General features: G+C 65.4%; 17 protein-coding genes and 2 pseudogenes. 6 read left to right on the plus strand and 13 right to left on the minus strand.

Annotation, left to right across the window (positions count from 1 at the left end):
• Window positions 1-66: 66 nt before the first annotated feature.
• The 7 genes and pseudogenes from ACVWYI_RS28235 to ACVWYI_RS28265 all read right to left on the minus strand — a co-directional run.
• A pseudogene (locus ACVWYI_RS28235) lies at window positions 67-473 on the minus strand (hypothetical protein); the annotation flags it as partial.
• Between the two features lie 67 nt (window positions 474-540).
• A complete protein-coding gene (locus tag ACVWYI_RS28240; RefSeq protein ID WP_456649283.1) occupies window positions 541-1,326 on the minus strand; it encodes a hypothetical protein in 786 nt (261 codons plus the stop codon).
• A 71-nt stretch (window positions 1,327-1,397) separates the two neighbouring features.
• Window positions 1,398-3,278 (minus strand): flagellar protein, encoded by a 1,881-nt coding sequence (locus ACVWYI_RS28245; RefSeq protein ID WP_456663731.1) that lies wholly within the window; start codon window positions 3,276-3,278, stop codon window positions 1,398-1,400.
• A gap of 21 nt (window positions 3,279-3,299) precedes the next feature.
• Window positions 3,300-5,183, minus strand: a complete 1,884-nt coding sequence (gene flgK, locus ACVWYI_RS28250) for a flagellar hook-associated protein FlgK (protein WP_456663732.1) — start codon at window positions 5,181-5,183, stop codon at window positions 3,300-3,302.
• A gap of 35 nt (window positions 5,184-5,218) precedes the next feature.
• Window positions 5,219-7,471: a flagellar hook-basal body complex protein gene (locus ACVWYI_RS28255; RefSeq protein ID WP_354052867.1), complete on the minus strand. Its 2,253-nt coding sequence runs from the start codon at window positions 7,469-7,471 to the stop codon at window positions 5,219-5,221.
• 239 nt (window positions 7,472-7,710) lie between these two features.
• Window positions 7,711-8,235 carry a peptide-methionine (R)-S-oxide reductase MsrB gene (gene msrB, locus ACVWYI_RS28260; RefSeq protein WP_456663733.1) on the minus strand — a complete coding sequence of 175 codons (525 nt, stop codon included), beginning with the start codon at window positions 8,233-8,235 and terminating at the stop codon, window positions 7,711-7,713.
• An 86-nt stretch (window positions 8,236-8,321) separates the two neighbouring features.
• Complete coding sequence (locus ACVWYI_RS28265; protein ID WP_456663734.1) at window positions 8,322-9,779, minus strand: NAD(P)/FAD-dependent oxidoreductase; 1,458 nt, start codon at window positions 9,777-9,779, stop codon at window positions 8,322-8,324.
• A gap of 195 nt (window positions 9,780-9,974) precedes the next feature.
• On the opposite strand from ACVWYI_RS28265, the gene ACVWYI_RS28270 reads away from it, so the two are divergent.
• Both ACVWYI_RS28270 and ACVWYI_RS28275 read left to right on the plus strand, forming a co-directional pair.
• Window positions 9,975-10,505, plus strand: coding sequence for a SixA phosphatase family protein (locus ACVWYI_RS28270; RefSeq protein ID WP_456663735.1), 531 nt, complete (start codon window positions 9,975-9,977; stop codon window positions 10,503-10,505).
• Between the two features lie 101 nt (window positions 10,506-10,606).
• Window positions 10,607-11,033: pseudogene (locus ACVWYI_RS28275) on the plus strand (universal stress protein).
• Window positions 11,034-11,914: 881 nt separating this feature from the next.
• Here the strand turns inward: ACVWYI_RS28275 and ACVWYI_RS28280 are convergent.
• Window positions 11,915-12,151: a DUF1127 domain-containing protein gene (locus ACVWYI_RS28280; protein WP_247352012.1), complete on the minus strand. Its 237-nt coding sequence runs from the start codon at window positions 12,149-12,151 to the stop codon at window positions 11,915-11,917.
• A 184-nt stretch (window positions 12,152-12,335) separates the two neighbouring features.
• On the opposite strand from ACVWYI_RS28280, the gene ACVWYI_RS28285 reads away from it, so the two are divergent.
• The gene (locus ACVWYI_RS28285) at window positions 12,336-13,679 is read left to right on the plus strand and encodes an aminotransferase-like domain-containing protein (RefSeq protein ID WP_247352014.1); all 1,344 of its coding nucleotides are present in this window, start codon (window positions 12,336-12,338) and stop codon (window positions 13,677-13,679) included.
• Window positions 13,680-13,705: 26 nt separating this feature from the next.
• Here the strand turns inward: ACVWYI_RS28285 and ACVWYI_RS28290 are convergent, their stop codons facing one another.
• Both ACVWYI_RS28290 and ACVWYI_RS28295 read right to left on the minus strand, forming a co-directional pair.
• Window positions 13,706-14,305, minus strand: a complete 600-nt coding sequence (locus tag ACVWYI_RS28290; RefSeq protein WP_456663736.1) for a YdcF family protein — start codon at window positions 14,303-14,305, stop codon at window positions 13,706-13,708.
• Window positions 14,306-14,405: 100 nt separating this feature from the next.
• Complete coding sequence (locus tag ACVWYI_RS28295) at window positions 14,406-14,993, minus strand: hypothetical protein (protein ID WP_456663737.1); 588 nt, start codon at window positions 14,991-14,993, stop codon at window positions 14,406-14,408.
• 78 nt (window positions 14,994-15,071) lie between these two features.
• Here ACVWYI_RS28295 and ACVWYI_RS28300 point away from each other — a divergent pair, with 78 nt between their 5' ends.
• Window positions 15,072-15,506 (plus strand): hypothetical protein, encoded by a 435-nt coding sequence (locus ACVWYI_RS28300; RefSeq protein ID WP_354052852.1) that lies wholly within the window; start codon window positions 15,072-15,074, stop codon window positions 15,504-15,506.
• Between the two features lie 61 nt (window positions 15,507-15,567).
• Here the strand turns inward: ACVWYI_RS28300 and ACVWYI_RS28305 are convergent, their stop codons facing one another.
• The 3 genes from ACVWYI_RS28305 to ACVWYI_RS28315 all read right to left on the minus strand — a co-directional run bounded on the left by ACVWYI_RS28305 (window position 15,568) and on the right by ACVWYI_RS28315 (window position 20,134).
• Window positions 15,568-17,967 carry a bifunctional diguanylate cyclase/phosphodiesterase gene (locus tag ACVWYI_RS28305; protein ID WP_456663738.1) on the minus strand — a complete coding sequence of 800 codons (2,400 nt, stop codon included), beginning with the start codon at window positions 17,965-17,967 and terminating at the stop codon, window positions 15,568-15,570.
• Between the two features lie 113 nt (window positions 17,968-18,080).
• On the minus strand, window positions 18,081-19,484 hold the full coding sequence (locus ACVWYI_RS28310) for an MFS transporter (RefSeq protein ID WP_456663739.1): 1,404 nt from the start codon (window positions 19,482-19,484) through the stop codon (window positions 18,081-18,083).
• Between the two features lie 143 nt (window positions 19,485-19,627).
• Entirely contained in the window at window positions 19,628-20,134 is a 507-nt protein-coding gene (locus tag ACVWYI_RS28315) for a YciE/YciF ferroxidase family protein (RefSeq protein WP_247352026.1), read from the minus strand.
• Between the two features lie 438 nt (window positions 20,135-20,572).
• Here ACVWYI_RS28315 and ACVWYI_RS28320 point away from each other — a divergent pair, with 438 nt between their 5' ends.
• Window positions 20,573-21,655: a lysylphosphatidylglycerol synthase transmembrane domain-containing protein gene (locus ACVWYI_RS28320; RefSeq protein ID WP_456663740.1), complete on the plus strand. Its 1,083-nt coding sequence runs from the start codon at window positions 20,573-20,575 to the stop codon at window positions 21,653-21,655.
• A gap of 94 nt (window positions 21,656-21,749) precedes the next feature.
• Entirely contained in the window at window positions 21,750-23,702 is a 1,953-nt protein-coding gene (locus ACVWYI_RS28325) for a hypothetical protein (protein WP_456663741.1), read from the plus strand.
• Window positions 23,703-23,948 lie beyond the last annotated feature (246 nt).

The raw sequence follows: 23,948 nt of genomic DNA on the forward strand, positions 1-23,948 counted from the left end.
CTTCTCGATCTTCACCAGGACATGGGCGATGCGATCGAGAACGTGTTGCACATTGCGTTGCGCCTGCAGGCCTTTCAGCACCAGCAGCGCGCCGCTGAAAGCGGGGCCGCCAAAGAATTTCGAGCCGGTGGTCAGCACCATGTAACCGCGGTCGAGCGCAGCCGCCGGCGACCGAGCCGCGCCTGACGGGCGTCGACGACAATTTGAACCTTGCGCGGCCAGCGCCACGCGATCTCATCAAGACACGCCTCGCTTGGGGCACGCCAACCGAGTTTTGACGAATCCATGATCTGCAACAAAACGCGCCGACCTTGCGCGAGGCTGGTGTCGACCGCGCGCAGCACCGCTGCACCGGCGTCCGGGCGCATCGCAATGCCGGCCGCCATGTCAATCAGCGGCACCGCCATGCTATCGCCGGCGAGCCCCGTCACCGCGCCGTCCTTGCGCACGGCAATTCCGCCTGCCGTCTGCGAGATCGTCGAGCCGCTCTCGGGCTCGGTAGCTGACAGACGGGATGCGCCGGCGCTCATCCCGAAAGACTCACGCCGCATCGGCAGCGGCGGCCGCAGGCGCCGGTGCGAATTGCGAGGTGATGTCGCCGTGGAACACCGACGGCCCGACATGATCGAGCGAGCTCTGGATGTCGGCCCAGATCTCGCCGCCGATGTCGGTCCAGCGCTTGCAGAAGGCGAAGTCCTCGGAGAGATAGGTGCCGGTCGCCGGATCGATCATGCATTCGAACAGGGCAAACCGGTTCTGGCTCGCCACCAGCGTGTCGTGCGAATGCTCGCGGAAGAATTGCAGGCTGGCGTAGTCCGGATGGCGGCACATCGCCTCCAGCACGTGGCGCCGGATCATCAGGAAGCCGGTGCCGGCGTAGCGCACGCGCGTGAAGCCGTTGACCACCACGATGCGGTCTGGATCCTCGATCTCGAGCACGTAATCGAGCGATGCGGCCGGCACGTCGGTGCGGCCGGCTTCGATCGCGCGCTTCGCCTTGTCCCAGTTGACCCGCTTGATCGGATAGCAGCCGGCCACGACATCCGCGCCGCACTCCATCAGCCGGAACACCTGCTCCGGCTTGAAGCCGATGTCGGCGTCGATGAACAGGAAATGCGTCGCCTCGGGATCGTCGAGGAACATCGCGGCCAGATTGGCCCGCGCCCGCGTGATCAGCGCGTCGCCGTCCCGCAGCAGCACCTTGAGCTCGATATTGGCCATGCCGTGGACGGCGCGCTGGAGCGCGAAGATCGAGCTCGCATAGATGCTCGTCACCTGCCCGCCAAAACATGGCGTGGCCACCACCAGCTTCATCTTGTCCGACATCGGCAGCTCCGCCTCGCTCCAATCCTCACCAAGAGGTAAAGAGGCATGGTTAACGACGCCTTAACGCCCCCTTACAGGAACTTGACGAGCGAGAGCTGCGAGAGGTTCGAGGTGACCTGGTAGGACGCCTGGAGCGCGTTCTGGAGCGACAGGATCTCGCTCGCGACCTGGTCCGGCGAAGCCGATTCCGCCTGGTCGATGATGGTCTGGAGCTGCGCCTTGGCCTGGGTCTGGCGCGAGCTTGCGTCCTTCATCGTGTTCTGGGACATCGCGAGGTCGGTCTGGATGTCCTCGATGCGCTGCTGGCCGGGCTGCTTGGTCAGCGCCTGCGTCACCCGCAGGCTGAGCGCGGCGACCTGCCCGCCCGAATATTGTCCGGCCGGCGAGGTCGAGAACGTCCCGAACACGGCGACCGCCTGCAATTCCTTGCGGATCGCGTCCTCGTTGGCCTGCGCGCCGTACTGCACCGTGACGGAATCGTCGACCCGCGCCATCGCGGTGGAGCGCGGCGAGCCGGGTCCGTCATTGCCCTGGTACCATTTCACGGTGGTGGCCGATCCGTTGACCAGCGTCGTCGCCGAGCTTGCGGGCGACGAGCCGATGCGCAGCGGCGGTTGCGTGGCGGTCACGGGTGTGGAAGCGAAACCAAGCGAACCCAGCGCTCCCGTATTCGAGGTCGTGATGCTCAGGTTCGCCGCATCGTCGGTGTTGATCGTGATAGAGCCGCCATGGACCGTCGAGGGCTTCGAGGTCCCCGTGATCTGGTCGATCTTGCTCATCAGCGTCTGGATGCTGTCGCCGACGTTGAGCTGGTTGCCGGTCGCCCCCGAACTGACGAAGGAGAGCGTGGTGCCGTTGACGGTGATGGTGTCGCCGGCGACGAAGCCCGGCGAGATCGAGTCCGAGGGGCTCGCGCCGGACAACGCCGTCGCGCCGGTCACGGGCGCCGGCGGCGCCGCCTGGTTGTTGACGGGCGTGCCGATCGCCGAGCTCGCGGTGTTGAAGAAGTTGTCGCCGGCAGTCACCGCGGATGCCGCCACCAGCGCAGTGTTGGCGAGCTTCGTGATCGCGGTGTTCAGCTCGGTGTTGAGACTGGTCTGGGTGTTGGCCGGGTTGACCGGAACGCTTGCATCGATTGCAAAGCTGCCGACTGGCGTTGGCGTGGCGGTAGACGCAGTCAGGTCGATCTGCTCGGTCGAGCCGTCGGGCAGCGTGAACTTCACGCTGAGCTTGTCGCCATTGTTCGGATTGGTGCCGTTGAGATTCACCGAGAATGACACCGGCGAGCCGCTCGGGCCGGTGACCGTCGCGCCAGTCAGCGTCGAGGAGACCGCCGCGATCTTGAGCCCGAATGGCGATCCGGCAACGTCCTCGGACACCTGCACCGCGCCCGACGGCAATGACGTCTGCACCAACCGCCCCGTGCCGGTGCCGAGATCGGCGGCCTGGCGCTCGGCCAGGACGGTCTTGAAGCCCGCCTGCGTCGTGGTGCCGTTGATGATGTCGCCGGCATCCGCGACCGGCTGCGTGTTGACGGCGGTTCCGGAGAACAGATAGCGGTTGCCCGCCTGCGTGTTGAGCACGCCGACCATCGACCCGAACTGGGCGGCGGCGGTGTTCTGCGCGACTGTCTGGCCGTTGACGTTGAGATCCTGCGCGGTGTTGGCCGAGCCCGTCTGCACCGTATTGCGGATCGTGGTCAGCGCCTGCAGCGCGGTGTTGGCGAGGTTGATGCTGACATTGACGTTGGTGATCGTGTCGGTATAGGCGGCGATATTGGACAGCTGCGCGCGCGAGGCGATCGCGAACCCCTCGTTGGTCCCCATCCCGGAGTAGTTCTGCGACAGCTTGCCGGTCGACAGTTGCGTCGACAAATCGGTGAGCTGCGTGTTGATGTTGCGGATCTGCGAGCCGAGAACCGACGAGGAGTAGTTGATGCTGCTGATCGACATATTTCAGAGCCCTGTTACTAGTTACACTTGAGCCTGGAGCAACGTGTTCATCATACTCTGCACCACCGACATGACGTGGGCGTTGGCGGCGTAGGCATTCTGGAGCTGGATCAGGTTCGACATCTCCGAGTCCAGATTGACGCTGGAGGTCGAGTTGAACTTGGCCTGCAGCGTCGAGACCACGACGCTCTGGCCCTGCTGGAGCTGGGTCGCCTGGGTCGCGGCATTGCCCTGAACGCTCAGGAACTGCTGGAGATAGTTCGAAACACTGCCGGTGAAGGGCTGGCTCGCCGAGCCGAGACCGCTCTGCGGCGAATAGGAGAACACCGCCGAGGTGAGCTGCGAATAGAGAAAGTCGGAGCGCGTGGTGTCGCCCGCGGGCGTCACCGGCGAGGTGTTGTAGACCGACAGCCTGGTCGGGTCGGTGGTCAGCTGCGTGTTCACGGCGATGCGCCCGGCAAGTCCGGTCATCTGCGAACCCGATGCGGTGATCGCGCCGGTGTAGAGCGCCTGCCCGCCGTCGGTGAACAGCGGCAATTGCGGATTGCCCGAGGTCAGCGACGAGATCGTCTTGGTGATCGAGGACGAATTGACCTTGGCGAGGCCGGTGTTGTCGTCGGTTACCCGCAGTGTGGTGGCCGTCGCCGGCGACGGCGCGGCGGCGAACGACAGATGCGAGCTGGAAAGCGCGGTGTTGAGCGCCGAGGCGATCGCGCCCATGCCGCCGGAGAAGTTCACCCCGATCTGCATCGGATTGGCGTTGGTCGCGTTCTGGAGCGGCAGCGCCGCCGGATCGGTCACGTTGACCAGCGTGATCTGGCGCTGCGTGTTGGTGCTCGTGTCCGTGTAGGTGATGTTGACGCTGTTGCCCGGCGCGGCCCCGGCGAGGTCGAGATCGAACCCGGCCGGCGGACCGGACACCGTGCTGCCGGCCATGGTCTTGTCCGACAGCGCGCTCGACATCGTCGCGGCGAGCTGGTCGATCTGGTTCTGCGCCTGCACCAGCGTCTGGTCGCGCAGCTTCAGATCGGCCGCGATCTGGCCCGAAGAGACCACGTTGTTGGCGACGACGTCGACCTGCGCGCCGTTCGGGAGCTTGATGTTGAACGCCCCCACACCGGACTTGGCCGGATCGATGTTGTAGAGCGAGGTCGCCGACAGCGCACCGGCAGACGCAAAGGTGAATTGCGAGGCGAGCCCGGCGCCGACCAGCTGGATGCCGGTGGTGGTGTAGATGTTGGCCTGGTTGGAGCCGTCGGTGGTGACGCGGACGTCGACATATTTCGACAGATTGTTGATGGCCTGGTCGCGCTGGTCCATCAGCGTCGCAGCCGAGGGGTCGGTTGCCGGCAGGCCCTGGAGCCTGGTGTTGATGTCGGCGATCTGCTGCATCGACGCGTTGGCGGCTAGCGCCGAGGTGCCGAGATCCTGCTCGACATTGGAGCGCAGCGACTGGATGCCCTTGGTGGTGAGGTTGAGCTGCTGCGCCAGCGTCTGCGCCGCACCGAGAGCGACCGTTTGCGCCGACGACGAGCCCGCGCTGGTCGACAGCGCCTGCAATGCCGTGGTGAAATTGTTCAGCGCGGTTTCGAGCGTGCCGCTGTTGCCGGGCGTGCCATAGACATTCTGAAGCTGCTTCAGGATGTTGGCCATCTGGTCGGCGTAGCCGCTGCCGCCGGTCTCGGTGCGCAGCTGGTTCTGCACATAGGTGTCGAGCTCGCGGCTGACGCCGGTCGTCATCGCCGTCGAGCCGAAGTCGCCGGTGGTGACCTCGATCTGGTTCGGCTTCTGGACGACGTAACCCGGCGTCTGCGAGTTGGCGACGTTCGAGGAAACGATCGAGAGCGCGGCCTGGTTGGCACGCAGACCGCTCATCGCACTGGCGAGGGCTGAACTCAAACCCATGTTGACTTGCCGCCTTTGGTTACGTCACGCGCCAATCAGCGCAACACGTTCAAGAGGTCCTGCACCATCGAATTCGCCGTCGTGATCACCTTGGTGTTGGCCGAATAGGCCTGCTGGGTCACGATCAGCTTGGTGAATTCGTCGGCGATGTCGGTGTTCGAGCCTTCCAGCGACGAGCCGCTGATGGTGCCCGAAGCGCCGTCGATCGCCGGCCCCGACTGTTCGGTCGCAGCGTAAGCGCCGCCGTCGAGGGCCTTGAGGTAATTGGTGCCGTTGAAGTGCGACAACGCTACCTGTGCAAGGGCGAGGTTCTGGCCGTTGGAGAAGGTTCCGACCACGAGGCCGTTGTTGTTGACGGCGACGGAGCGGAGCTGACCCGCGGCGTAGCCGTTCTGGGTGATGGTGTTGATGGTCACCGCGCCGCTGGTGCTGGCATATTGCGTCAGCCCGCCCGAGGAGATGTTGAAGGAGACGGAGCCGAGCGACTGCCCGCTGACGCTGACGTTGTTGATGGTGATGCCCGAGCCGCTCGGAGAGGTCAGCGAGCCGTCGGAGGCAAAGGTGAAGGCCTGGCCGGTGTTGACCCAGCCGACCGTCGTGCCGGTCGCATTCGGGTCGGTCTGGTAGAACATGTTCCAGGTGTCGGCATGGCCCGCGCCCAGCGAGGCGCTGTCGGATTTGGCCCAGCGCAATTGCAGGTTCACCGGCGTGCCGGCGGCGTTGTAGGCGGTCACCGCGCCACCACTGATCGATTCCTTGGTGAAGGTCGCAATGTCGTTGCCGACCACGCCGCCCGTGCCGGCGGTGCCGCCGCCATCGCGGTTCTTGGTGATGGTCGACGTGAAGCCGAGCGCGGCGAAGGCCGCACTGTTGGAGCTGGCTACCGACAGGTTGGAGACGGTGCCGGTGTTCAGCGTGATCACGCCGCCGGTGCTGACCGCAGACCCCGACGCACCGGAGAGAGCGTCGATCTTGCCGAGCAACGTCGTGATGTTGTCAGTGATGTTGATCTGGTTCGCGCCTGATGCACCCGACGCCATGAAGGTCAGCGTCTGTCCGTCGACCGTGATGGTGTCGCCGGCCGCAAAGCCCGACGAGAGCACCTGGGCGCCGCCGGCCGACGCCGCGCCGCTCAGCACCGTGGAGCCCGAGATCGCGGGCGATGACAGCACGTTGCCGCCACGCGTCACGCTGCTGATGCCGAGCGCGGTGGCTGCCGTGCCGCTGTTGACCGCCACGTCGGTTCCGATGCCGCTCGATATCTGGATATTGCCGGTGGCGCTCAGCGACGCCGTGACGCCGGCACCGCCGGCGGTCTGGATCGCTTGCAGGATGTCGGCCACCGTGGCCGTCGTGCCCGCGCCGAGACCGATGGTGGTGTTGCTGCCGACCGTCGCAACGGTGGTGCCGCCGTTGAAGGTAACCGTGTTGCCGTTGATGGTCAGCGTCTGGCCGCCGAGCGCTGTGAGGATGCTGGAGGCGAGATGCGTGCCCACGGCATTATCAAGGGAGGTGGTGGTCGAGGCCACCGCGGACGAGTTGTTCTGGAGCGCAACCGTGCCCGTCCCCGTGGTCGACGAGTAAGCGGAGCGGATGTTACCCGTGGCGGCCGCACCGGCAGCCGTCGCGTTGGCATAGGGGGCGGGCGGTGTGCCCACGGGCAGCGGGTTGGCTGAGAAGTCCGACGGATTGAGTCCGCCAGCCGCCAGCAGCGTGCCGGTCGACGCCGTCGTGCTCGCCACCGTGTTCGGCTGGGTCGGCAGGTTCGCCGCGTACTGGATCGAGGTGGTCGCCTGCGCCGGGATGAAATTGTTCTGGAATTTCAGGACCGTCGCCACGTTGCCCTGCGGGTTGCCGGTCTTCGGGTCGACCGTGACGCCCATCAGATAGTAGCCGGCGCCATTGACCAGATTGCCATTGGCATTGAGCTGGAAGTCGCCGCGCCTCGTGTAATAGGTGACGCCGCTGAACACCGGCACGTTGTCGACGATGCCGGTTGCCTTCTGGATCGAGAAGAAGCCGTCGCCGGTGATCGCCATGTTGGTGGCGACGGTGGAGCCCGAGATCGTGCCCTGCGTGGTGATGGTGGCCTTGGCGTTGGCCGTCACGCCGCCGGCGACCTGCTTGCTCGGCACCGAGGAGTCCGGAATGAGATCGACGAAGCTGGTCCCGATGCCCTTGTAACCGGTGGTGGATGAGTTCGCGATGTTGCCGGAAATGTTCTGCAGCGCGTAGGACTGCGCCTGCAGGCCACCCACCGAGGTGTTCATTGCATCGAAGATACCCATAACTTTGTCTCCAGATCCGATCTCGGCGGCCGGTCGACCATGGCCGCAGTCGGAGGAGACTGTCGCAAGGGCTATGCCAATGCGGGTTTTCTCAGGAAATCAATGACTTAAATAGGAATGCCCCGGTCACATGACCGGGGCACAATTGCCGGGCCGGCAACAATTGCCGGGATCTCATAGCGTTTTCGAGCGAAGTGGCACCCGGTTCGCGTGAAGAAAACGCATCAATCAAAGAGCCTTCACGTCGCCGATGCAGCAGCAGGGTGGAATACCATCCCGAAACCGTCGATGCAGTAGCGCAATCCGGTTGGCTTCGGACCGTCGTCGAAGACGTGGCCGAGATGGCCGCCGCAACGGCGGCAATGCACTTCGGTGCGGAGCATGCCGAAAGTGCGGTCCTCGGTCTTGCCGACATTGCCCTCAATCGGCTGGTAGAAGCTCGGCCAGCCGGTGCCGCTCTCGAATTTGGTGTCGGACGCAAACAGCGCCAGGTCGCAGCCGGCGCAGGCGAAGACGCCCTTGCGATGCTCCTTGAGCAACGGGCTGGAGCCCGGCCGCTCGGTGCCCTCCTTGCGCAGGATCTCATATTGCTGCGGCGTGAGCTGGGCACGCCATTCGGCGTCCGTCTTCTCGATCTCGAATTTCTGCTCGAATTTTTGCGCGGCCTTCTCACCGGCTTCCGCGGGCGATGCTCTGAGCCAGCGGAAGGCCGCAAGGCCGAACAGGTCGGCGACAGTCGTCAACAGGATGCGGCGGTCAAACATCTCATTCTCCGTACGCAGGAAGTCCACGCTCTGAGATACGGGCTCTAACGGCCGACGTTACACTTCCGGGCGGAATTCTTCTCAACTTATTGCGAGACGCCCTGGTCTTGCGAGGCCGGTTCCAACGCCTCGGCCGAAGGTTTCGGCGGCTGGGCCAGCCGCGGCCTGACGCCCGGCGGCGGGCGGCGCGGACCGGTGCCGGCGGCCCGGTTGGCTTCGGCGAGGCGCGCCTCGCGTTCCCGGTCCTTGACCCGCGCCCGTTCACGGTAGCGGGCGAGCGAGCCTGCGGTAGCGGAACTCGCCCTGCTCCAGATCCCGACCATCTGGCCCGCGACGCGGCCGGTCGCGCCGCCCGCCCAGACCAGCTCGAACGGCGAGAACAGCCGCCAGCGCTCGTCGCCCAACAGAATGCTGCGCGCGATCATCTGCCCGGCCATGGCCGAGGTGTTCATGCCCTGGCGGCCGAACCCGCTCGCCACCCACAGGCCTTTGCGCAACTGGCCGATCTGCGGCATGCCGTGCACGGTCTGGCCAGCGGCGCCGCCGAATGTTTCGGTGATTTCGACATTGCCGAGTTGGGGGAAGATGGACCGGACCCGCCGCCTGACGGCGCCCGCAAAGCGTTGCGGTCGCGCCGCCCAGGTGGTCTCCGGGCTTTCCCACATCAGGCGGTCGCCATCGACGATCCGGAAATGGTCGATGCCATCGGAATCCATCACCGATCCCTTGAAGGCGATGATCTCGTGCACGCGCTCGCCGAGCGGCGCGGTGATTCCGGCATAGCGCCAGACCGGCAGCAGCGTTTCCGACAGGCGCCGCAGCGGCGCACCAAGATGGATGTTGCCGGCGAGCACGATGTGGGTGGCGCGCAGCCGCGCCGAGGGCGTGACGATGCGCTTGCGAATGCCGGAATGATCGATGCTGACGACCGGCGTGTCCTCGAAGATGCGCGCTCCGGCCCGCCGCGCCAGCGCCGCGAGGCCGTGCACATATTTGCGGCCGTCGAGCTGGAACGCCCGCGGATAGTACACCCCGTGGAAATAGCGATCGGTCTTGAGCACCTCGCGGATGCGGTCTGCCTGCCAGCCCTCGACCTCGGTGTCGAAATCCCCGGCAAGCATCTGCAACCGGCTGATCAGCCGATCGCCGGCATCGACGTTGGAGACCTCCAGCACGCCGTCGCTCGGGCCGATCCCCGGCATGTTCGCTTCCTTAGCGTTGGCCCGGACAAACTCGGCCCCCTCCTTCGACAACGTCCACAATTCCCGCGCGTCCTCGAAACCGATGCGCTCGATCAGCTCGGTGAGCGGCAGCGCAAATCCCGGCATCACGGTGCCGAGCTGGTTGCCCGAGGCGTTCCAGCCGATATGGCGGCCCTCGAGCACCGCGACGCTGGCCCCGAGCCGGGCCGCCTCCAGCGCGATGGAGAGCCCGGCAAGCCCGGCCCCGATGACGCAGATGTCCGCATCGAGGTCGAACGACAGCCGCGCGCGGTCGCGAAAGCCGGCTTCTTCCTGGGACACGCTTGTGAAAGTCTCGTTCATGTTGTTTTCTTAGAGCATGATCCGGAAAAGTGTGCAGCGGTTTTCCGAAAAGATCATGCTCAAGACAATAATTTAAAGCACGATGATCATTTGTCCCAATCTCATAGCGATTTAAAGGACTGAGCGGCCGCTTGTCAGCTTGTCCTCGACCAGCGCCTGTAGATTATCCTGGTCGCGTAACGATTCGAGAATGCCATGCGCCGTTTACTGCTGCTGCGTCACGCCAAGACCGAGATCGACGCGCCGAGCGGCCGTGACCAGGATCGCCGTCTCGACGACCGCGGCCAACGGGATTCCGCGCAGCTCGGCGACTGGATCGCCGCTCATCCGCCGTTCCCCGAGGCCGTGCTGGTGTCGCATGCCGTCCGGGCCCGGCAGACCTGGGACATCGTCTGGGAGGCGATGAAGGACCGCGTCGCGGCGCCGCAGGTCGAAATCCTGCCGGAACTCTACGGCGCAGATCCCGCGCAGATCCTGGAGACCATTCGCACTGCAACCGTCCCGGCCGACCCGAAGCAGTTGCTGCTGATCGGGCACAATCCGGGCATGCATGAGGTCGCCTTGATGCTGATGGGTGGCGGCGATCCGGCCGGCGCCAAGGCGATCGCCGACAACCTGCCCACCGCAGGGCTTGCTATCTTCGATTTTGACGTCAAGGATTGGGGCGATGTGGCCTACCGCCGCGGCAAACTGGTGCAGTTCGTCAGCCCAAAGCTGCTTCGTTAGCTTAAGGCTGCTTCGATCGGAATGAGACGCGCGGGCGCCGTCTCGACCGTTTGATCCAGCCTGGTCAAAAGAACTTCCTGACCGGAAGATTGGAGGCGTAGATGTTCAAGTCCATCCTCGTACCCATCGACCTCGCCGACACCGACCTCGCCAAGCCGGCGATCGCGACCGCGGCCACGCTGTCGCAGACCTGGAGCGGCGTGGTGCGCCTGCTCAACGTGCTGCCGATGACGCCGGTGATGCTGGCCGAATACGTGCCGGCCGATTTCGACGAACAGCAGCGCCAGGCCTCGGAAGAAGCCCTCGCCATCGTCGCGCGCGAATCCGGCATCGAGGCTTCCCACATCTCCAGCGTGGTGCGCCAGGGCGGCATCTACCACGAGATCCTGGAGGAAGCCGTGCACATGAAGGCCGAGCTGATCGTGATGACCTCGCACCGGCCGGCGATGCGCACCTATTTCCTCGGCTCCAACGCCGGGCATGTCGTGCGTTACGCGAAATGCTCGGTGCTGGGTGGTCAGGCACTGAGCGGTGCTCCGTCATTGCGAGCGCAGCGAAGCAATCCAAAATCTTTCCGCGGCGACAGTCTGGATTGCTTCGCTGCGCTCGCAATGACGATGTTGAAGCATTGTGCGCCTATCACCCCGGCTACGAGATCTTGCGTTGCCTGACGGGCAAAACACGTCAGCGGTGGGTCAACACCATCGCCGATAATATTCCACTTTACCGAAATTCGGAAACGGCGTATATCTCGCCTCACTCCGGCCCAAGGAAGAGGGGCGTATCGCGATCGTCACGAACGCGGGCCGGACGGCGGCGGACGCTGATAACATCGGCGCGAACGGCTTCGTAGGGCGGGCAACCGTGAGCGAAGACCTCGCGCACACGACCGGTGTGATCGGCGTACGGCAAAATCGTGTGGTCCTGGCGCCCGGGGTCTGTGCGCCAAGTCTTGCGGTGATGTGGCGGCCCGACCGGGTCCGCGCATCAGCCATCGCAAGGCGACGGGGGCAATAGTGCACCGCTCCCCGAGGAGAGCACGGCATAAGCCGTAAAACCGCTGCGCAGGGAAGGCCGGTTGTTTGGCTTCACCTGTATGCCGCTGTGCAATTTTCTTACGACAACTTCGCACAGTGGACCGCGGGTGCCAGCCGGCACCCGGTCTTCCCTGCGCCCTCTTTCTTGAGAGGGCAAGGCGACGAAGCAAAGCTCGGGCGAAACAAGCCGCGAGGATGAACAGCTATGTCTATCGATGAGCAACGGTCTCGTGCCCCGGACGCAGCGCAGCGCTACTTCAGCGGTGCGCAGAGCCGGGGCCCATGCGTCAGCGAGTGCAGTTGGCCTTTGGGTCCCGGCTCTGCGCCGCAACGCTTGCGCGCTGCGTCGCGTCCGGGACACGAGAGAGCGTCTTACAAATACCGCGTCAGTTCGGCTTTGACCTGACCGTAGACCGCGTCCTCGATCTGGCTGCGCGTGATCCCGATGTCGCGCAGCGCGCGGTCGTCGAGCTCGTTCAGTGTCTTGACGGCGGAGCGGTGCTCCAGGCGCTCGAACAGCGCATAGGCGCCGTTGGCGAGGGTGCGGAAGAATCCGCCCGTCGAGGATGAGCGTAAACTCCGCCCGGCAGTCTGCGAGATCGTGGTCATTGTCCTTCTCCGGCCTATGGTCCACGCGGCGAAGCGGATGCCGTTGGCGCAAGCGCTTGAGCGCCTGCACCTGATCTGCCGTCGGATTGCTCTCGCTCTCCTCGGCTCAATCGTGGACCTTGATGGAACTTAAATGCTCCAGTACACTACTCGGAGCAAGTGAAACATTGCTCTCGGTGCAATAATGTCCAAGTTCGAATACGTGAAGCTTGCCGATGCCATTGCTCTCGATATCTCTAACGGCACGTTAAGGCCCGGCGACCGGCTGCCGCCGCAGCGCAATTTTGCCTATGACCGTGGCATTGCGGTCTCGACCGCGAGCCGGGTTTATACGGAGCTTTTGCGCCGCGGGCTTGCCGTCGGCGAGGTCGGACGCGGCACCTTCATCTCCGGCGACGTCAGGCGCGAAGTCGAGACGTTGAGCGAGCCGCGCGAGGCGCGGATCGACTTCGAGGTCAATTACCCGCTGCTGCCGCAGCAATGGGCGATGATCGCGAAGAGCCTTGCGGGGCTGGAGCGCGTCGACGCGCTCGAATCCGCATTGCGCGTCTCCACCAGTACCGGCACCAAAAGTGCGCGCAATGCAGCCGCCGCCTATCTCGCGCGCAAGGATTTTGCGCCGCAGGCCGAGCAGATCGTCTTCACCGCCAACGGCAAGCAATCGCTCGCGGCTGCGCTCGCAGCCCTCGTCCCCACCGGCGGCCGCTGCGGCGTCGAGGCGCTGACCTATCCTTACGTCAAGAGCATCGCGGCGCGGCTCGGCGTGACGCTGGTCCCGATTCCGATGGACGAATTCGGCGCGCGTCCCGACGCCATCCAGAAGGCGCATCGCGAGGCCCACCTGTCGGCACTGTATCTCCAGCCCATCATCCAGAATCCGCTCGGCGTCACCATGAACGCGGCACGGCGCGCCGACATCATGCGCGTCGCCGAAAAGCTCGACCTCACCATCATCGAAGACGCCGTCTACGGCTTCCTGGCCGACGACACGCCGCTTGCGGCACTCGGACCCGACCGCTGCATCGTGCTCGACAGCCTGTCCAAGAAGGTCGCGCCGGGCCTTGCGCTCGGCATCCTGGTCGCGCCGCCGCACTTGCGCGAAAGCGTGATGAGCGCAGTGCGGACCGGCGGCTGGATCGCCTCCGGCCATGCGTTGGCGGCGGGGCACCGCCTAATGGCCGACGGCACCGTCGCCGAGCTGACGCGGCTGAAACGCATCGACGCCGCGCGCCGCCAGCAGACCGCAGCAAGGCTGCTGGCCGGCTACCAGCTCGCCGCCGATCCCCGCTCCTATCATCTCTGGCTGACGCTGCCGGCACACTGGCGCTCGCAGACCTTCGTCGCCGCAGCAGCCCGGCGCGGCATCGCGCTGACGCCGTCCTCGACATTCGCGATCGCCCATGGCCATGCCCCGAATGCGGTCCGGCTCGCGCTTGCCCCGCCCTCGTTCGAGCAGCTCGATTCCGGCCTGCGCACGATCGTGTCGCTGCTCGGCACCAAGGAAGAGGATTTTGACTCGACCGAATAGCTAAAGCGCAAGGATCTCGAGCCTGCTCAGGCTTCCGGCCATTCCGCGATGAAGCCTTTCGCCTTGTACGGCTCGATCTTGTCCCATTCGTGCAGCATGCGGCGGCGAAATTCCGTGTCGGTGTGCCAGAGCGCGCGCGGCGTCGCAAAGCTGTCGACGGTGAGCAACATCTTCTCGACCTCCGGCCAATGCCGGTGCAGCGTCATCGGATAACGCCGCGCGGTCCACGTATTGCCGAGGCAAATCACGCTCCGGATATTGTCCAACCCCAGCGCGGCCTCGATGATCGGCAGCGAGAAAATCACGTTCTCGCCGGTGTTCATCGCACGATGCTCCTCGAGGATACGGTCCGCCGGAATGCCCGCCGCGGCCATCGCCGCCCTGATGATGGTGCACTCGGATTGCTCCGAGCCTGGCGTCACGCCCCCGCTGACAATCGACCAGCGGAACAGGCCCTCGCGCCACAGTCTCGCGGCGGTGTCGGCGCGTAGCGCGACATCCTCTCGGGTTCCGAACATGAACAAGAGGTCGGCCGGCCGGAGCGGCGTATCGATCAGATGCGCGCGGTTGATCTCGGAGATCTCATCCGCCGAAGGCCTACGCGTGCTGCGATCCATGGCTGACATGGCCGCACGATGCGACACCCGCGCAGGCGCGCGAAGTCACGTTTGATTGCGGCCGATTGCACCTAGGGCAGCAAAGCCATTCAGGGCAGCAAGGCCTTGTCTAGGGCAGCAAGGCCTTGGGCACATGATCGAAGCTGTAGCTCTGCGGCTGGTTGCGCCGCACGAAGCCGCCGACCTGCCAGGCGAACAGCGCGGCAAAGCCGATGATGAACAGCGCGCCGGCGAATTCGCCGATCATGATTGCGCGGATCAGGAGCCCCGTCATCGCCACGGTCAGCACCGCCAGAAACGCCAGCACCGCGGCATAGGTCCTGCGGCCGAGGCCTGCGGTCAATTCGGCGCGGCTGCCGGCCTTCGCCATTCGCGCGTGCAGTTCGACGATGAACGTGCGGAAACCGTTGTCCTGCGGCGCCATCAGGGCCGCGGTCTGCCAGCTCGTCGACAGGATCGCGATGCGGCCGCCGCCGGTGTGGCTGACATCGGCGCGAAAGCGGTGCTGCTGCATCGACACGGGGCGGAACGACAGCCGGATTGCACTGATCTCGTCGTAACGCCACAGGCCCGAACGGCCGCCGATGTGCCAGGACAGCCCCTCGTCCGTCAGCTCGAAGCGATGCGCCGAACCGATCAGCGACGCCTTGTAGGCATAGCTCGCGCCCGCAGCCGCCTCGGCTCCCGAATCCTGCATGTTCACATCAATCCAATCCGCGTGGTCACGTCTGCGATCCGCTTGCGCGATCGCCCTGCCCCATCCTACAAGCGAGACATGGCTGAGACGATTTTTTTTCCGCGCCGCCTGATTCTCGGCGCCGCCGTGATCTCCGGCGTGCTGCTGGCGCTCGCCGTGCACATGCTGGGCGCGCGCTACGGGCTCGACCTCGGCGGCCTCTGGCACTCCGACACGCATGAGTTCATACCGGCGGGCGCGGCGATCGCCTGGTGGCTGATCGCCTCCGTCGGCTTCTCCGGCGGCTATTTCACGGCGACATTGATGCAGAGCGCCGTCTCAGGCCAGATCCCGCAACGGATGCGGCAATTCCTGATCGCGGTCGGCGTGCTGCTGCTGGCGGGTGCGGGCCAGGTGGCCTCGGCGCCGAGCGCGATCCCGACGGTCTCGGGCGTGCTGGCCGGGCTTGCTGCGCTGTGCCTCGGTGCCGTGATGGCGTTCTGCGGCGCGCGTTTCGCGCTGCACCGCGGCTAGAGCATGATCCGGAAAAGTGCGCAGCGGCTTTCCGACGGGATCATGCTCAAACAACAGACTATCACGCCGACGCGCGCAGCTGCGGCCGGTTCAGCATGATCGCGACATCGCAGGCGGGCCGCGGCTTGCTGAACAGATAGCCCTGCGCCTGAGTGCAGCCTTCGCGCCGGAGCAGCTCGAGCTGGGCGTCGTTCTCGACGCCTTCCGCGGTGGTGACGATGCCGAGGCTCCGCCCCAGCCCGGTCACGGCGCGGATGATCGCCATGGAATCCTCGCGGGTCGCGAGTTCCGACACGAAGGAGCGGTCGATCTTGATCTTGTCGAAGGGGAAGCTGCGCAGATAGCTCAGCGACGAATAGCCGGTGCCGAAATCGTCGAGCGAGATGCGCACGCCCATGGCGCGGAGCTCATGCAGCGTGGTCAGCGTCGCCTCGCTGTTCTGGAGCAGCACGGATTCGGTGATCTCGAGCTCGAGCCGGCGCGCATCGAGTCCCGAAGCGGCCAGCGCCGCGGTGACGGACGCGATCAGGTTCGGATTCTTGAACTGCACCGGTGACAGGTTGACGGCGACGTCGACATCGTCGGGCCAGGTGGCTGCGTCGGCGCAGGCGGAGCGCAGCACGAACTCGCCGAGCTGGATGATCAGTCCGGTCTCCTCGGCCAGCGGAATGAAGTTGAGGGGCGCGATCAGGCCGCGCTGCGGATGGTTCCAGCGCAGCAGCGCCTCGAAGGCGACGACGCGACCGCTGGCGACGTCGCGGATCGGCTGATAATACGCCTCGAACTCGTCGCGTTGCACCGCGGCGCGCAGGTCCATCTCCAGCAGGCGCCGCGCCTGCGCGCGCGCATCCATGCCGGTCTCGAAGAACCGATATGTGCCGCGGCCGTCCGCCTTGGCGCGATACAATGCGAGGTCGGCATTCTTCAACAGCTCGTCCGGATTGCTGCCGTCCTGCGGCGACAGCGAGATGCCGATCGAGACGCCGATGACGATCTGATGATCGTCGATCTCGTAAGGCGCCGAAATCACCTCGACGAGGCGGCCGGCAAGGGATCGTGCCGCAGTTTCCTCGGAACGTCCGATCTGGACCACGGCGAACTCGTCGCCACCGAGTCGCGCGACGGTGTCGCTCTCGCCGACGGTGGCCTTCAGCCTGCGGCCGACCTCCTTGAGCAACGCATCGCCGATGGGATGGCCAAGCGAGTCGTTGATGTCCTTGAAGTGATCGAGATCGAGACAAAGCACCGCAAGCTGGTCGCCCGATCGGGTCCGGCGCAGTCCCTGCACGAGCTGCTCGTGGAACAGCACGCGGTTCGGCAGACTGGTCAGCGCGTCATGACGGGCCATGTGCGAGATCTTGGCCTGGGCCTCCAGCCATTCGGTGATGTCCTCGAAGGTCGCGACCCAGCCGCCGCCCTGCATCGGCTGGTTGACGACCCGGATGGACCGGCCGAACCTGGTCGCGACGTCGGTCGTGGTGCGGCTCTCGCGCGCATCGGCGACAAGGCGCGCGAAGAACTCGCCCGCATCGCCCTGCCACTGACCCTTGGCCTGCTCCTCCCGCAGCACGTCGACCAGCAGGCGGCCCGTGAGCAGGATGTCGGTGCGGCCGAGCATGGCGGCATAGCGCTCGTTGAACAGGATGATCTTGCCGTCCGCGTCGAACATGCACAGTCCCTGCGACATGTTCTCGAGCGCCGTGTCCAGCACGATCTGCTGCCGGCCCAGTTCGCCCTTGGCGCGGCGGTCGAGCAACGCGGCTACGAGCGCAATCGCGATGATCGCGACCGCGGCACCCGCGGTGAGGAAGGACAACGAGGCCGGCGGGATCGATAACCCGCTGATCGCGAGCGTCGGATCCGGCGTCAGCACAGCCGCGCCCATTGCGGTGAAATGATGCGCGACGATGGCGACCGTCAGCAGGGTGGTCGCGCTCAGCGCATGGAAGAGGTCGTCGCGCCGCGCGGCGACGAACAGCGCGAGCGCTGCAAAGACAACTCCGAACAGCACCGAGACGGTAACCGTGCTTCCGATCCAGTCGACGCGTGCCGGCATCTCCAGCGCCGCCATGCCGGTGTAATGCATCGTCGCGACCCCGGCGCCGACGATGGCACCGCCGAGCACGATCCACGGGGCGCGCGAGGACGATACCGCGATGCTCAGCCCCACGAACGTCACGGCGATCGCGAAGATCAGCGAAAGGATGGTCACCGGGATGTTGTAGGCGCCGGCGCCGCCCGGCCCGTAGGCGAGCATCGCGATGAAATGCGTCGCCCAGATGCCGCATCCGCTGACGGCGGCATCCAGGGCGATCCAGACCAGACGCCCGGGGCCGTGCGTCGCGCGCGCCCGGTGAAACAGACTGATCGCCGCCGCGCTTGCGAGCAGGCACACCGCGCCGCCAAGCGCGACCAGCCGCCAGTCGTGCTCCTCGGTGAGACAGTAGAGAACTTGATACATTGCGGGGCCCCTATCGACCCGCACTTGAACCGACAGAGATGGACAGTCGGTAACCGGCTACGTGCCTGTTTCGGGAATGGTGAACGGAAGATGTGTTCGTTCACTCGGATTGTTCATCCGCGCGGAGGCGCGCCGAAGCCGATCACGGCGGCGGCGAGCAGCAGCACGGCCGCGGACACGACCAGCGACAGATGCAGGCCCGTCATGAACGCCCCCTCCGAGGCCACCAGCGAGCCGAACAGCGCGACGCCGAGGACACTGCCGGTCTGCCGCGTCGCGTTCAGGACTCCCGCGGCGATGCCGGAGCGCGCCTTCTCGACGCTGCCCAGCAAGGTCGAGGTCAGCGGCGGCACCAGCAGCCCAAGTCCGCCGCTGATCGCGATCATCTGCGCGAAGATCGCCCAATAGCTCGTGCCGGCTTCGATCCGGAGCAGGCCGAGGCAACCAAGCGCCGAGACGCAGGCGCCGACGACGATGGTCGGGCATGAGCCGATACGCTCGGCGAGGCGCGGCGCCAGCAGATTGACCGGCAGCACCGCCCCCATCATCGGCACGAAGGCGAGACCGGTCCACCACGCCGACAGCCCGTTGATCCTCTGGAAATACAGGCTGAGCACGAAGATCAGGCCGTAGATCGCGACGTTGACGAGCAGGCCGACGAGCGAGGTCAGCGCGAACAGCCGATGGCCGAACAGCGACAGCGGCAGCATCGGCTGCGCTGCGCGGCTCTCGCGCCAGATGAAGAGCACGGCGAGAATTGCGGCTGCGACAAAGGCTACGATCACGGCTGGATGTTCCCAGCCAAGCGCGCCGCCTTCGATGATCGCGCCGGCGAGCGCCCCCAGCGCACCGATCGCGGCAAGCTGGCCGGGCAGATCGATCTCGCGCGAGCGCGACCGCGTGGTTTCGGCCGCATAGCGCCAGCTCAGCCACAGGCCGGTCAGCCCGATCGGCAGATTGACCAGGAAGATCGCGCGCCAGCCGACCAGTGTGATCAGCGCGCCGCCGACGAAGGGACCGGCCGTGAGCGCGAGGCTCGCACCGGCGGCCCAGACCGCAACGGCGCGGCCGCGCTGCCGGTCGTCCGGATAGGCATGGCTGAGCAGCGCCAGAGAATTCGGCACCAGGATCGCGGCCGCCAGCCCCTGGACCAGCCGCGCTGCGATTAGCACGGTCGCATTGGGCGATAGCGCGCAGGCGAGCGAGGCTGCGGTGAAGATGGCGAAGCCCGCCATGAAGACGCGCTTGGCGCCGATCCGGTCACCGAGCGCGCCGGCGGTCAGGATGAAGGCAGCAAACGCGATGGTGTAGGCGCTGACCACCCATTGCAGCTCGGCGACGCCGCCGCCGAGCGTCTTGCCCATCGCATCGAGCGCGGTGTTGACGATGGTGACGTCGAGCTGCACCACGCCATAACCAAGGCTCATCGCGGCAAGGGTGAGGGAAGTCGCAAGATGCGAGCCGGCATGCGACGCGCCGGCCCCGAAGGCTTCGTATCTGATGGTGCTTACTCGCATGCTGCCACCTCGGTTGCAGCCCCATGCGAAACATATACTTCCAGCCCGCCGTCATGTTTCGACAACGATCGAATTATGGATGCGTAACGTGCGAGCGTCGCGCGGATGACCGCGCGACGCTCTATCCTTGGCTACGCCTGGTCCTAGCTCGCCGCGCGCAAGTTCACCTTGCTCTCGGCGAGCGTGGTCAGCTTCTTGTCGGTCGCCTTCTCCTCTTCCAACGTCTTGGCGAGCACGCTGGCGCAGTCCGTGCGGCCGAGTTGCTTGGCCCAGGCGATCAGGCTGCCGTAGCGGACGATCTCGTAATGCTCCGCGGCCTGTGCCGCGTTGATCAGCGCGGCGTCGAGCACCGCCTTGTCGGCGACTTCGCCTGCAGTCTCGTCGGCTTCCTCGATGATGCCGTCGATCGCGGGGCAGTCGACCGCCTTTACCTCCGCACCGTGCATCTTGAACACTTCCTCGAGGCGCTTGACGTGCTGCTTGGTTTCTTCGAGGTGCGTCAAAAAGCCCTGCTTCAGCTGCGGATCCGTCGCCTTATCTGCCATTTTCGGCAGCGCCTTGGTGAGCTGCTGCTCGGCGTAATAGATGTCCTGGAGCTGGTGCACGAACAGGTCGTTCATGGTCTTGATGTCTTTTGTGAACAGTCCCATCGGTCCGATCCTCTCGGTTTTTTGGAACACGGAGGCATCGGCTTGCGCGAAAAGCCGCCTATTCCGCCATGTTCAATTGCTGATGGGGCGCTAACCGGCGCACGGCATTGACGTTCCAAAAAAGCCCGCACCCTTTGCGCTGGAACAATGCCGGCCGTGCAGGATCTGAAACCATGTCAGATAGGGACGCGATCGGGCCCACGACTCATATGCTTAACGCGCCTCCGATGTGAACCGCGTATGACAAAAGTAGCGTGTCCAGCGCAGAACCTATCGTTGTCAAGGGCTGCACAAGTCACTGTTTTTGCCTTAAATGAGCTACATCATGCCTAAATGAGCTACATCATGCCTAGCGATCAACGCCGACCTTTGGCCTTGGATCGTAACCCGACCGGCCAATGTCTGGCCTGGTTGGTCTTGCCCCTGCCGGGAGGATGAATGCACGGATTGCTGCCCGCGCTGAAACGCGGCTTCACGAGATGGATCGGCTGGCGACGCCTCGGCATTGCGGCGAGCGTCTTCATCATCGCTTTCGCCATCACCACGCTGGTGCGGACCCTCAAGGGCATCGATACCGGGGTCATCCTGACCGCGCTGACCGAGATTCCCCGCGGCAATATCGGACTGGCGGCGATCTGCGTGTGCTTCGCGTTCTGTACGCTGACCTTCTACGATTTTTTTGCACTGCGAACGATCGGCAAGAAGCACGTGCCCTATCGCATCGCAGCGCTCTCCAGCTTCACGTCCTATTCGATCGGTCACAATATCGGCGCCACGGTTTTTACCGGCGGAGCGATCCGCTTCCGGATCTATTCGGATTACGGGCTGAATGCGATCGACGTCGCGAAAATCTGCTTCCTGTCCGGCCTGACCTTCTGGCTCGGTAACATCTTCGTGCTCTCGATCGGCATGGCCATCCACCCGGCTGCCGCCTCCTACATGGATCAGCTGCCGTCGTCGATCAATCGGCTGATCGCGCTCGGCGGCCTCGCCTCGATCGGCGCCTATCTGGTCTGGCTCTGCATGGGCGAGAAGCGCCGCGAGCTCGGCCAGAAGGGCTGGAAGGTGGTGCTGCCGTCGGCGCCGCTGACGCTGGTGCAGGTCCTGATCGGCGTCGTCGATCTCGGTTTCTGCGCGCTGGCGATGTACCTTCTGGTGCCGGCCAATCCGCAGATCGACTTCCTGTCGCTCTCGGTGGTGTTCATCCTGGCGACACTGCTCGGCTTCGCCAGCCACGCTCCCGGCTCGCTCGGCGTGTTCGACGCCGCCATGCTGGTGGCGCTGCCCGAATTCGGCCGCGAGCAGCTTTTGGCCACGCTCCTCGTCTTCCGCATCCTCTATTTCGTCATCCCGTTCGGTCTTGCCATCTCCATCATGGGCGCACGCGAGCTCTGGATGAATGTGGTGGAGCCCTGGCAGGAGCGCCGACGACTGGCGGAGGCCTGCGCGCAGTCCAACCTGCCACAGCAGGTGGCAGCGATGGAGCGCGAGCGGTCGCTTCGGCAGGCCAGCAAACGCTAGACGGCGGCCAGCAAAGCCGTCAGACCAATGTTGCAGGCGGGGGAGCTGTTCCTCTCTTATTTCCGCCTCAACTTTGCCGTTGAAGACGCGGGCCATGATCCCTGTATCCCTTCGCCGTTTCCTCGCCGGCGCCCTGCTGCTCGCCGGGCTCCTCACCGCCTTGCCGCTGGAGCGGGTGGCCGCGCAAGATGCGGGCGCCATGCAGATCAGCTGGGAGGTGCGCAACCGCTTCCGGTTGTTCCGCGAGGAGCGCGACTTCCAGCTCCATGTCGAGAGTGCGCGTAACCGCAGCATCCTCTCCGCCGAGCAGTCGCTCGAACTCCAGAGCGAGGGCCGCGGCTGGGCCCGCAACATGGTCAACCGACTCTGCATCGACCTACAGGGCCGGGTCAACCAGCCCTGCACCCGCGACAATACAAAGGAAGACTATATCACCCCGATTGACCACCCCGTCACCGTGCGCCTCACCGGTGCAGTGCCGGTCGGCGCCACCTGCGCCTGGTCGTTCGACGACGGCGAAGGGCCGCAACAATCCACCTTCGACTGCGCCGAGCCGGTCAATCTGCGGGTCCGCTACGGCAAGCAGACGGTCGCGAGCGTCGACGTCTCCTCCGGCTCCGATCCGACCCAACGCGTCCAGACTGAGATCCAGGTCCGCGACATCTTCGTCGCTGGCCTCGGGGATAGCATCGCCTCGGGCGAAGGCAATCCGGACCGGCCGCTGGCGCTGTCGGACGAAGGTTTTTGCTTCCGCTCTTATCTCGGCACCGCCGGCGCGCAGTATTACCGGCCGAGCCGGGCCGGATATAAAGGCGGCCGCGCCTGCGAGGCGCCGGATACGCTCGCCAATTGGCAGCGTTACAGCGCGCTCTGGTTCAACTCGCCCTGCCATCGCTCACTCTACAGCTACCAGGCCCGCACCGCGCTGGCGCTCGCGGTACGCTACACCCACGTGGCCGTGACCTTTCTGCCGCTCGCCTGCACCGGCGCCAGCATCGGCGACGGGCTGCTCGGCTCGCAGCGCGCCCGCGAATGCCCGCCCGGCAAGACCGGCGTCTGCAACACCAGCGTGAACGCACAAGTCGCCGAGCTGCGCGAGGCGCTGACCGCCGCAAAGAAGCGCCAGCCCGAGCGCACGCTCGACCTCGTGCTGCTCTCGGTCGGCGCCAACGACGTCTATTTCTCCGGCCTCGTCGCCGACGTGATCGTCGAGACCGCAACTGAGCGCGCGCTATTCCGCCGCTCCGGCGTGATGGCGAGCGTCGATGATTCCCGCGATGCGCTGGCGCGCGAGCTGCCGCAGAATTTCGTCAAGCTGCGCGAGGCGCTGAAGCCGCTGGTCGGCGGCGACCTCTCGCACGTGGTCTACGTCTCCTACGCCAACCCAGCGCTCGCAGACGGCGGCGTGCCCTGCCGCGGCGGCCGCGCCGGGTTCGACATCCATCCCGCCTTCAACGCCGATCCGCAGCGCCTCGCCCGCGTCTCGACTTTCGTCGACACCGAATTCTTGCCGGCGCTAAAGGGGCTCGCCACCTGCACCCGGGGCGCGCTGTGCCGCGATCCCGAGGCCGACCGCATGACCTTCGTGGATTCGCATCAGGCGGCTTTCGCCGATCACGGCTTCTGCGCGCATTCGGGCAACGATCCCGAATTCGACCGCACCTGCTTTGCCGAGAACGGCCAGAGCTTCAATCCTGATATCGTGAGCGCGGCGAGCCAGCCGATGCTGTGCGGCCGCGGCGCCTCCGAATTCCGCGCCTATTTGCCGCGCGCGCGCTGGATCCGCGACGCCAATGACAGTTACTTCGCCGCGATGACCTATCCGCAAGGCTTGCCGGCGGCGAGCCAGCCGACCGACATCCACGACGCGACCTGGGGCGTGCTCTCCGCCATCTATGGCGGCGCCGTGCACCCAAGCGCCGAAGGCCACGCCGCGATGGCGGATGCCGCACTGCCGGCCGCGGCCGCAGTGCTTGGTCTGGATGCCGCGCCGCCGGGCGTGACACGCGGGCTGCTCGCACCGTTGCTGCCGGGCGCGCAGCAATAGTTCACGCAACCTCTACACGCACACTGCCATCGCCCGCCTTGTGCGCCCTTGCGCACTGGGGCGGGCGATCGAGTACTCCGTGACAGACGTGATTGAATCGAGACGTCGCGGCGTCCAGGATTCCCCGCCTTCGCGGGGAATGACAACGGCACGCGTGGCGCAATCGGGTTCGCCATCACCACACATCGTTCCCGCTCACCTGCCGTTCCATCAATCCAAAAACGGCATCGATCGATGCTGCCTTGA

Source organism: Bradyrhizobium sp. LB13.1, assembly GCF_054056815.1.

Excerpts from the sequence above, each read along its gene's own strand:
- ACVWYI_RS28240 (WP_456649283.1), bottom strand. The coding sequence starts at position 1,326 with ATGTCGGACAAGATGAAGCTGGTGGTGGCCACGCCATGTTTTGGCGGG.
- ACVWYI_RS28245 (WP_456663731.1), bottom strand. The coding sequence starts at position 3,278 with ATGTCGATCAGCAGCATCAACTACTCCTCGTCGGTTCTCGGCTCGCAG.
- flgK (WP_456663732.1), bottom strand. The coding sequence starts at position 5,183 with ATGGGTTTGAGTTCAGCCCTCGCCAGTGCGATGAGCGGTCTGCGTGCC.
- ACVWYI_RS28255 (WP_354052867.1), bottom strand. The coding sequence starts at position 7,471 with ATGGGTATCTTCGATGCAATGAACACCTCGGTGGGTGGCCTGCAGGCG.
- msrB (WP_456663733.1), bottom strand. The coding sequence starts at position 8,235 with ATGTTTGACCGCCGCATCCTGTTGACGACTGTCGCCGACCTGTTCGGC.
- ACVWYI_RS28265 (WP_456663734.1), bottom strand. The coding sequence starts at position 9,779 with ATGAACGAGACTTTCACAAGCGTGTCCCAGGAAGAAGCCGGCTTTCGC.
- ACVWYI_RS28270 (WP_456663735.1), top strand. The coding sequence starts at position 9,975 with ATGCGCCGTTTACTGCTGCTGCGTCACGCCAAGACCGAGATCGACGCG.
- ACVWYI_RS28280 (WP_247352012.1), bottom strand. The coding sequence starts at position 12,151 with ATGACCACGATCTCGCAGACTGCCGGGCGGAGTTTACGCTCATCCTCG.
- ACVWYI_RS28285 (WP_247352014.1), top strand. The coding sequence starts at position 12,336 with ATGTCCAAGTTCGAATACGTGAAGCTTGCCGATGCCATTGCTCTCGAT.
- ACVWYI_RS28290 (WP_456663736.1), bottom strand. The coding sequence starts at position 14,305 with ATGTCAGCCATGGATCGCAGCACGCGTAGGCCTTCGGCGGATGAGATC.
- ACVWYI_RS28295 (WP_456663737.1), bottom strand. The coding sequence starts at position 14,993 with ATGCAGGATTCGGGAGCCGAGGCGGCTGCGGGCGCGAGCTATGCCTAC.
- ACVWYI_RS28300 (WP_354052852.1), top strand. The coding sequence starts at position 15,072 with ATGGCTGAGACGATTTTTTTTCCGCGCCGCCTGATTCTCGGCGCCGCC.
- ACVWYI_RS28305 (WP_456663738.1), bottom strand. The coding sequence starts at position 17,967 with ATGTATCAAGTTCTCTACTGTCTCACCGAGGAGCACGACTGGCGGCTG.
- ACVWYI_RS28310 (WP_456663739.1), bottom strand. The coding sequence starts at position 19,484 with ATGCGAGTAAGCACCATCAGATACGAAGCCTTCGGGGCCGGCGCGTCG.
- ACVWYI_RS28315 (WP_247352026.1), bottom strand. The coding sequence starts at position 20,134 with ATGGGACTGTTCACAAAAGACATCAAGACCATGAACGACCTGTTCGTG.
- ACVWYI_RS28320 (WP_456663740.1), top strand. The coding sequence starts at position 20,573 with ATGCACGGATTGCTGCCCGCGCTGAAACGCGGCTTCACGAGATGGATC.
- ACVWYI_RS28325 (WP_456663741.1), top strand. The coding sequence starts at position 21,750 with ATGATCCCTGTATCCCTTCGCCGTTTCCTCGCCGGCGCCCTGCTGCTC.